Source organism: Streptomyces sp. MBT65 (assembly GCF_016612545.1).
Taxonomy (GTDB): domain Bacteria; phylum Actinomycetota; class Actinomycetes; order Streptomycetales; family Streptomycetaceae; genus Streptomyces.
Genome location: NZ_JAENRY010000346.1, coordinates 1 through 7,758 on the forward strand (window position 1 = coordinate 1; position 7,758 = coordinate 7,758).

A 7,758-nucleotide genomic window follows, 5' to 3' on the forward strand; every position below is an offset into this window, starting at 1 on the left:
CGTCAGTTTTTTATAGGGGCCTGGGGGGGGGGGTGGGTTGATCACCGACCTGTGGCTGGTGGTCAACCCGGACAAGCTGCGGGCGTGGAACGGGTAGGTCGGGAAAGGGTAGGTAGGGAACGGGTAGTTGAGAACGGGTGGGTCGGAACGGGCAGGTCCGAAAGGGCAGTTGGGGGCTAGCTCGGCTGCTGCTTTCGCAGTGCTGCCGGTACGGCGGCGGTCGGCGTCCGCGGTGTTGTTGCCGCCGCTGTCCGCGAACGCCTCCGGGTCACCAGTGCGACCGTCGTCCCGATCCCCACGATCACCAGCCCGATCCCGCCGAACACCAGCGGCAGCAGCCACAGGGAGAGAAAGCCGTCGAGCCGGGCGTCCTCGGGGGAGTCCGCGTGGTAGAGCACCTCGACCCGGTCACCCGCCTCGTACGCGGGCGGATTGGAACCCGTGGAGTCCCGGAACGTCCTCGACGCGCCGCCCGCCGGGGTGAACTCGACGACCGGGTACGCCATGGGCTTGTCGCTCGCCCGGTTCTTGCGGGACGCGCTGCTGTGGTCGGTACGCCACTCCAGGCTCACCACGGTCCCCGGGGCGCGTTCGGCTCCGACCAGGAACGAGATCGACACCCCTGCCGTGATCATCCCGATGGCCAGGAACAGCGCCCCGAACGCGATCACCCCGAACATGATCCAACGGCGGGCGCGTTGCCCCTGTACCTGAACCCGAACCTGCATGCCATTCCTTGCCCCGAGACGGTCAACTGCCTGGTCAGTGTGGCCAATACGGGGGATCGGCGGCCAATTGGGGGGTGGCGGTGGCCCGTTGGAGGGGGCGACGCCCGGCGCCCGTCGTAGGCGATGACGAGCCGCATACCGGACGTCAGTCGATCATCCGTCGCGGAACCAGCAGCTCCTCCGTGGCGAACAGGCGGGCCAAGGCCGTCGGGTCGTCTCCGCCGCAGGTCTCGGCGACGGTGTCGATGAGGCGGTCGTAGTCGGGGCCGGTCTTGTTGTCGTAGGCGTCGGTCATCCGGCCCCACTCGTCCCAGGGCAGCATCTCCCGCTTGCAGAGGGCCGCGAGGTCACGGACGGCGTTGCCGCTGATCTCGGCCGGGCCCCAGGCGTGATCGGTGCCGGGCACCCCGAACAGCTGCGGGTCGATCAGCCCCTCGCGGTACTGGATCCACGCCTCGCCGCCGGTCAGGAACTCACCCGGCGCGAGGTCGTCCGGGCGCTCGGCGTAGCCGTGCCCGAGATGCTCCGTGTCGACGCGCACCCAGCGCCCCTCGCCGCCGTTCCAGTACTCGGTGATCCAGTGGTCGAGGCCGCGTCCCGGCAGAAAACAGGTGCCGAAGCCGCACCTGGCCCGGGAGGGGAGGCCCCGCGCCCGCAGGAACGCGCAGGCGATGGTGGCGAAGTGACGGCACGTACCCACCACCCTCCTCTCGGGCGGCCGGCCGTGGTGCAGCGGACTGGGGTCCAACGCGGTCAGGGTGGCGACCAGTTCCCGCACCGGCCGTATGTCCTTCTCCGCGAACCGCCGCTCGGGCAGGCCGAGTTCGGTCGCATCGGCCGGCTGGATAACCAGATCCTGCACGGCGGCACACACGCCGACCGGGTCGTCCGGCAACTCCTTGACGAGCCACCGTTGCTCGGGGGCGAGGAGGGTGAGGGGGCCGGGGCGGGCGTAGTCCAACAGGTCGAGCGGGTCGAGCGGGTCGAACGTGTCATCGGTCATGACCGGGGAGCGTAGAGGGTGAGTCTCGACCTGAGCGGTGTGCGCTGTTGGGACTACATGCCCTCGGGACGGCGGTGAGTGCGCCAGAGGTGTCTGAGGGCTTCGAGTTCGGTTCGGGGGAAGTGCTCGCCCCACTTGCCTCGGTAGCCGCTCTCGCCGTAGGTCTGTGCGACCTCGTCGAAGCAGCGGATCACCGCGCGGGCGAGCTGGTCGATGCCGAGCCGACCGGACCAGATCCCGGTTCCCTCGGTGTCGTGATCGCCGCTCGCGCGCAGTTCCAGCACGCGGATCCGGATGTCCTCGTCCTCGCGGCGGAGGATCCACCGGTATGCGGTCGGCTCGGCCTCGAACTGGGCACGGGGCTCCGTCCCGCCCGCGACGAGCCGGGCCACCGCGGTCAGGAAGTCCTCGGGTGCGTGGGTGATGTGGGACGCGGTGAGTTCGGCCTTCGCGCGATGGTCCTCGACGGTGCAGTCGGCCCATCCGTGTGAACCCAGCGTCCAGGCGATGCGGAGGTCGGAGGTCATTGCTGCTCCTCGGTGAGGACGTGCCGGACGTCCCGGATCCGGGCGGCGGCCTCGTCGACGCGAGCGGTCGGGCTGACCGGTTGTGTTGTTCGGGGCGGCCTTGCGGGAAGGGGTGCCGTCGACCGGCTACGGCATGAAGGAGCCGTTCGGAGAGCGAGCGGTTACGAGACCGAGGCGGGCTGCCGTCGACCGCCCGATGATCAGCGTAGTCCCGGCATCCGGCGAACAGCCGGGTCCGATCCGGGCTGACGGGGGACCTTCCGCACCGCCGGACCGTCGGCTGGGCGGAGGGTCTCCTCGGTGAGGCGAGCACGGTCCTTCGCCTCGGGCGGCGGGGCGAGCGCGATCCCGGCGTCGGCAAGGATCCCCAGGTCCAGGCTCCAGGTGAGCTGCGAGCGCCTCTTCCACAGCGTGAAGGCGGAACTGACGTGCCGGCGGGCCTGCGGCTCGGTCAGCCCGGTGACCGTCATCAGATGCGCGAAGGCCTGCGCCTCGACTCCGCGGACCTGCGCGTAGCCGAAGTGCGTGACCGTGTGGCAGTCGGTGCACAGGCAGATCAGCCGCTTGAGGGTCTGGACGCGTGCCGTGTCGTCGTAGATCCAGCGCTCGTGGACCTCCAGCCACCTTCTGGCTCCGCGGTCCTCGGCGGCCCCGCAGATCTCGCAGCGCTGCCCGGCCCGCCGGGTGATCATGCGTCGGAGGCGTTCCCAGTCCCGCTGCTCCACGCAGGAGCGGACGTTGGTGAACCAACAGGTGCTGGGCACCAGGTCCACGAACAGGCCGCTGCCGAGGGTTCGGTCCTCACCGGGCAGCAGGTCGGGGACGTCCGGGGCGGGTGCCCACTGCTGAAGCTCCGTCATCCCGCCCCGGGGCGCGTACCAGCGCCTCGCGGCAGGATCCCAGCGTGCCCCGCCCTTCTTCGCCCGCTCCTTCTCGTCGAAGGGAACGTCCAACCAGATCCGCTCAACTGCCATGCGAACCAGTCTGGTTGGCTCCGGGATCCGGGTGGTGGGATTGCCGAACGCGGCCCCACCTGGCGTGCTCGGCTGCTAAGGCCGACTCGTAGGGTGGGGGCATGTGGACCCAGCACATCCAGGCTCTCTGATCACGAGGCGTTGAGGGCGATGCCGTAGGGCGTCGCCCTCCTTGGTGTGCCTGCTACGTGATCCGTCTCCCTTCCGCCCCGCGCTTCCCCGCGTCGCCCGCACCGTGGCGGCGGGAGGCCGGGCCGTGGTCCTCTCAAGACGGCGGCTGACGGCGGCTTTTGAGCGCGCGCGTACAGGCACGGTCCCTTGCCCTCGCCTCACCGTTGCCAAGAGCGCCTTGTGCCCGCGTTGCTTCCCCCTGCCCTCGAACCGTTTCTCGACCTGCTGCGCTGCCCGGTGTGCCGCGCCCGTCTCCGACCCGACCGCGGCTCACTGCGCTGCCCGGCGGGCCACACCTTCGACATCGCCCGTCAGGGCTACGTCAGTCTGCTCACGGGTGTCCGTGCCACCAGCGGTGACGACGCGGCCATGATCCAGGCCCGAAACCGGTTCTTGTCCACCGGCAGGTACGCCCCCGTCCACCGGGCCCTGACCCGTATGGCAGCCGACGTCCTGCCGTCTCAAGGCACGGTCGTGGACGTCGGATGCGGCACCGGCCACTACCTGGCCGGCGTCCTCGATCACCTGCCCGGCACCCGCGGCCTGGGACTGGATACGTCGGCACGCGCCCTGCGCTCGGCGGCCCGGGCCCATCCGCGGGCGGCTGCGGCGAGTTGGGACGTCTTCCGCCCTTTTCCCTTGGTGGACCAGGGGGTCGACGTCGTGCTGGACGTGTTCGCCCCGCGCAACCCAGCCGAGTTCCACCGCGTGCTCCGTCCGACCGGCCGGTTGATCGTGGTGCGCCCCGACGAGCGGCACCTGGCGGAGCTACGGCGTCAGGTGCCGGAGGTGGTCACGATCGACCCGCAGAAGGAACAGCGCCTGCGGCAGGCGCTGGACCCGTACTTCCGGGCCGCCGGGACCCGGCACGTCGCCTACACCACACCCCTGACCAGGCAAGAGGTCATCGACCTGGTCGGGATGACGCCGAGCGCCCGCCACCTGACCCACGCGGACCTGAGCGGTCACGGTCCCCTGCCCGACCGGGTCACGGTCTCCGTGCTGGCCACCGCCTATCGGCCCCGGTGACCATGATCGCCACCACAACGAGTGGCATGGCGCACTTTTGCAAGCAGGTGCTTGCAATAGTTAGCGCGGGTGGTGCAAGGTGGAGGCATGGCAACGCTCAACGTCGGCAATCTAGGCGAATATCTCCGTGAGCAGCGGCGCAACGCGCAGCTGTCTCTGCGGCAGCTCGCCGATGCCGCCGGGGTGTCGAATCCGTATCTCAGTCAGATCGAGCGCGGGCTGCGCAAGCCGAGCGCGGAGGTGTTGCAGCAGGTCGCCAAGGCGCTGCGGATCTCCGCCGAGACGCTGTATGTGCGGGCCGGCATTCTCGACGCCGAGCGGGACCGGGACGAGGTCGAGACGCGTGCCGTCATCCTCGCCGATCCCACGCTCACCGAACGGCAGAAGCAGGTGCTGCTTCAGATCTACGAGTCCTTCCGCAAGGAGAACGGGTTCGAGATCGCCGACGGGGACGACGGGGACGAGGACGGCGACCCTCGCACGACGACCAGCGATGCCGGACCGCGGGAGCGGACGGACGATCAGGGCGGCGGCGACGGTGCCGGCGCCGGTGACGGCGACAAGAGCACCGAGCAGCACAAGACGGCCGGATGACCGCGGACGTACAACACAAAACCCTCAGCTGATAGCAACCGGGAGGACCATCACCATGGCCATCACCGATGACCTGCGCAAGACCCTGAGCGACCCCACCCCCCTCTACTTCGCCGCCGGCACCGCCGACCTAGCGCTCCAGCAGGCCAAGAAGGTGCCCGGCCTGGTCGAGCAGCTGCGTGCCGAGGCGCCGGCCCGGATCGACGCCGTGCGCGGCACCGACCCGAAGGCCGTGCAGGAGAAGGCCGCCGCCCGTGCCAAGGAGGCGAGCGCCAAGGCCAAGGAAGCCGGCGCCAAGGCGAAGGAGGCGCAGGAGACCTTCCAGACCAAGGTCAACGACTTCATCGCGTCCCTCGACGGCGACCTCAAGAAGCTCGGCAGCACGCTCGACGCCGACCTGAAGAAGTTCGGCGAGTCCGCCCAGGACTTCGCGCTGCGCGGGGTCGGCGTCGCCGCCGAGTACGCCGTCAAGGCCCGTGAGACGTACGAGAAGGTCGCCGAGCACGGCGAGCAGGCCGTGAAGACCTGGCGCGGCGAGGCCGCCGACGAGATCGAGGAGCTGGCCGTCGCGGTCGAGCCCGACCCCACGCCGGTCGCCGAGCCCGTCGTGGTCAAGCCCACCGAGCCCGCTCCGGCCCCCGCCGCGGCCGCCCCGGCGAAGAAGCCCGTCGCCCCCAAGCCCGCCGCGAAGAAGGCTCCGGCGGCCCGCAAGACCACCGCCAAGAAGACGACCCCGCCCGCCAAGTAGCACGCAGGCAAGGGCACGGGTACGGATACGCATACGGATACGGGCCGGGCACCTTCGGGATGCCCGGCCCGTTCTACGGGTACGGTGGCGGCGTAGATGTCGGGAAGGAGCGGGCTGTGAGCAGCATTCTGGTGTTGGGCTTCGCGGGGTTCATGGGGCTCCTGAAGATTCTCCTCATGGGCCTGGCCGCCTTCGGGCTGGCCGACGCCGCGTTCCGGCGCGAGGACGCCTTCCGCGCCGCGGGCAAGCAGAACAAGGTCTTCTGGCTGATCATCCTCGGCATCACCCTCGTGGTGAGCTACCTGTTCTCCGTCCTGGCGATGCTGCCCATCGCCGGCGCGGTCGCGAGCATCGTCTACATCGTGGACGTCCGCCCCGCGGTGAAGCAGGTCTCGGGCGGCGGCGGCCGCCGCTCCGGCGGCTCCAGCAGCGACGGCCCCTACGGCCCGTACAACGGCGGCCGCTGACACCGCACACCCAGTCCTACGGCGTGCGGTCCAGCATCACCACCGCCACGTCGTCCGTCAGCTCGCCGCCGTTGAGGTCGCGGACCTCGTTCACCGCCGCCCGGAGCAGTTCCTCGCCCCGCAGGCCCTCGGCCAGCTGGCGGCGGACCATGGCCACCATGCCGTCCTGGCCGAGCCGTTCGCGGCGGCCCTGGCCGATCCGGCCCTCGATCAGGCCGTCGGTGTAGAGCATCAGGCTCCACTCCGCGCCCAGCTCCACCTGCATCCGCGGCCAGCGGGCGCCGGGGAGCAGGCCGAGGGCGGGGCCGTTGTTGTCGTAGGGGAGAAGTTCGGCCGGGCGGCCGGGGCAGGCGAGCAGTGGGGACGGGTGGCCGGCCAGGCAGAGGCCCGCGCGGCGGCCGTCGGGGGCGATGTCGACCGTGCAGAGCGTCGCGAAGATCTCGTCGTCGGCGCGCTCGTGCTCCAGGACCTGTTGCAGCGTGCCGAGGAGCTGGTCGCCGCACAGGCCCGCCAGCGTCAACGCCCGCCAGGCGATGCGGAGTTCCACACCGAGCGCGGCCTCGTCGGGGCCGTGCCCGCAGACGTCGCCGATCATCGCGTGCACGGTGCCGTCGGGGGTGCGCACGGTGTCGTAGAAGTCGCCGCCGAGCAGCGCGCGGGAGCGGCCGGGGCGGTAGCGGGCGGCGAAGTGCAGCGGGGAGCCCTCCAGGAGGGGCGTGGGGAGCAGGCCGCGCTCCAGGCGGGCGTTCTCCTGGGCGCGCAGCTTGGACTCGGTGAGCTTGCGCTCCGCGCGGTCGGAACGTTTCCGCTCCACCGCGTAGCGGATCGCGCGGCTGAGCAGCCGGCCGTCCAGCTCGTCCCGGAAGAGATAGTCCTGGGCGCCCACCCGGACCGCCTCGGCGCCGCGCTCGGTGTCGCCGGACGCGGTGAGGGCGAGGACCGCGTGGTGCGGCGCGAGCCGCAGGACGTGCTTGAGTACGGCCAGCTCGTCGTCGGTGCCGTCGAAGGCGCGGCCGGGGGCGGGCAGCGCGAGGTCGAGCAGGATGCAGTGGACGTCGTCGGTGAGCAGCCGCTCGGCCTCGGTGAGGTTGCGGGCGGTGCGGACCCGGATCGGCTTGCCGGTGGGGTCGACCAGCTCGGGTACGACGGGTGAGCCGCCGGGGTCGTCCTCGATCATCAGCAGGGTGAGGTGACCGGCCGCAGGTGTGTTGTGGGCGGGGCGGTGCGTGGTCTCGGCCGTGCTGTCGCCGGTGGCCGTGTCCTGCGTGCGCGGCGCCTCGGTGGCTCCGGAGACGGCCTCGGGGCTGTCCGCGGGCATGTCTGTGGAGGGACCGCCGACCACGGGTGCCGTAGGTGCGGCGGGTGCGGTCTGTGCCGGCGTCTGCGCCTGACCACTTTCCGCGGCCGGGATCGCTCTCTGCCGCGGTATGGGTGCGGGCATCGTCCTGGTTCCTTCCCTCCCCCCGAGGGCACGGTGGGGCGAGGGACCTCGACCCACCGTGCCCTCGGGGGGAGGG

9 protein-coding genes are annotated in these 7,758 nt (G+C 71.0%); 4 read left to right on the top strand and 5 right to left on the bottom strand.

Translation table 11 applies throughout. From position 1 onward, the window contains the following. Window positions 1–176: 176 nt before the first annotated feature. From JHN63_RS43725 to JHN63_RS43740, 4 genes are all read right to left on the bottom strand, one after another. Window positions 177–728: a DUF3592 domain-containing protein gene (locus JHN63_RS43725; RefSeq protein ID WP_200690698.1), complete on the bottom strand. Its 552-nt coding sequence runs from the start codon at window positions 726–728 to the stop codon at window positions 177–179. Between the two features lie 145 nt (window positions 729–873). Next, window positions 874–1,731, bottom strand: coding sequence for a transglutaminase-like domain-containing protein (locus JHN63_RS43730; protein WP_200690699.1), 858 nt, complete (start codon window positions 1,729–1,731; stop codon window positions 874–876). A gap of 53 nt (window positions 1,732–1,784) precedes the next feature. Next, window positions 1,785–2,258, bottom strand: a complete 474-nt coding sequence (locus JHN63_RS43735; protein ID WP_200690700.1) for a hypothetical protein — start codon at window positions 2,256–2,258, stop codon at window positions 1,785–1,787. A gap of 200 nt (window positions 2,259–2,458) precedes the next feature. After that, window positions 2,459–3,232 (bottom strand): DUF5710 domain-containing protein, encoded by a 774-nt coding sequence (locus JHN63_RS43740; protein WP_234478588.1) that lies wholly within the window; start codon window positions 3,230–3,232, stop codon window positions 2,459–2,461. A gap of 351 nt (window positions 3,233–3,583) precedes the next feature. Between JHN63_RS43740 and JHN63_RS43745 the strand changes: the two genes are divergently transcribed. The 4 genes from JHN63_RS43745 (at window position 3,584) to JHN63_RS43760 (ending at window position 6,241) form a co-directional block, all read left to right on the top strand. Next, window positions 3,584–4,432, top strand: a complete 849-nt coding sequence (locus JHN63_RS43745; RefSeq protein ID WP_200690701.1) for a putative RNA methyltransferase — start codon at window positions 3,584–3,586, stop codon at window positions 4,430–4,432. Between the two features lie 87 nt (window positions 4,433–4,519). Further along, complete coding sequence (locus tag JHN63_RS43750) at window positions 4,520–5,026, top strand: helix-turn-helix domain-containing protein (RefSeq protein WP_200690702.1); 507 nt, start codon at window positions 4,520–4,522, stop codon at window positions 5,024–5,026. 55 nt (window positions 5,027–5,081) lie between these two features. After that, window positions 5,082–5,774, top strand: coding sequence for a hypothetical protein (locus JHN63_RS43755; RefSeq protein ID WP_200690703.1), 693 nt, complete (start codon window positions 5,082–5,084; stop codon window positions 5,772–5,774). Window positions 5,775–5,926: 152 nt separating this feature from the next. Continuing rightward, window positions 5,927–6,241, top strand: a complete 315-nt coding sequence (locus JHN63_RS43760; protein WP_234478590.1) for a DUF2516 family protein — start codon at window positions 5,927–5,929, stop codon at window positions 6,239–6,241. Window positions 6,242–6,257: 16 nt separating this feature from the next. On the opposite strand, the gene JHN63_RS43765 is transcribed toward JHN63_RS43760, so the two are convergent. Further along, complete coding sequence (locus tag JHN63_RS43765; RefSeq protein WP_200690705.1) at window positions 6,258–7,682, bottom strand: PP2C family protein-serine/threonine phosphatase; 1,425 nt, start codon at window positions 7,680–7,682, stop codon at window positions 6,258–6,260. Window positions 7,683–7,758 lie beyond the last annotated feature (76 nt).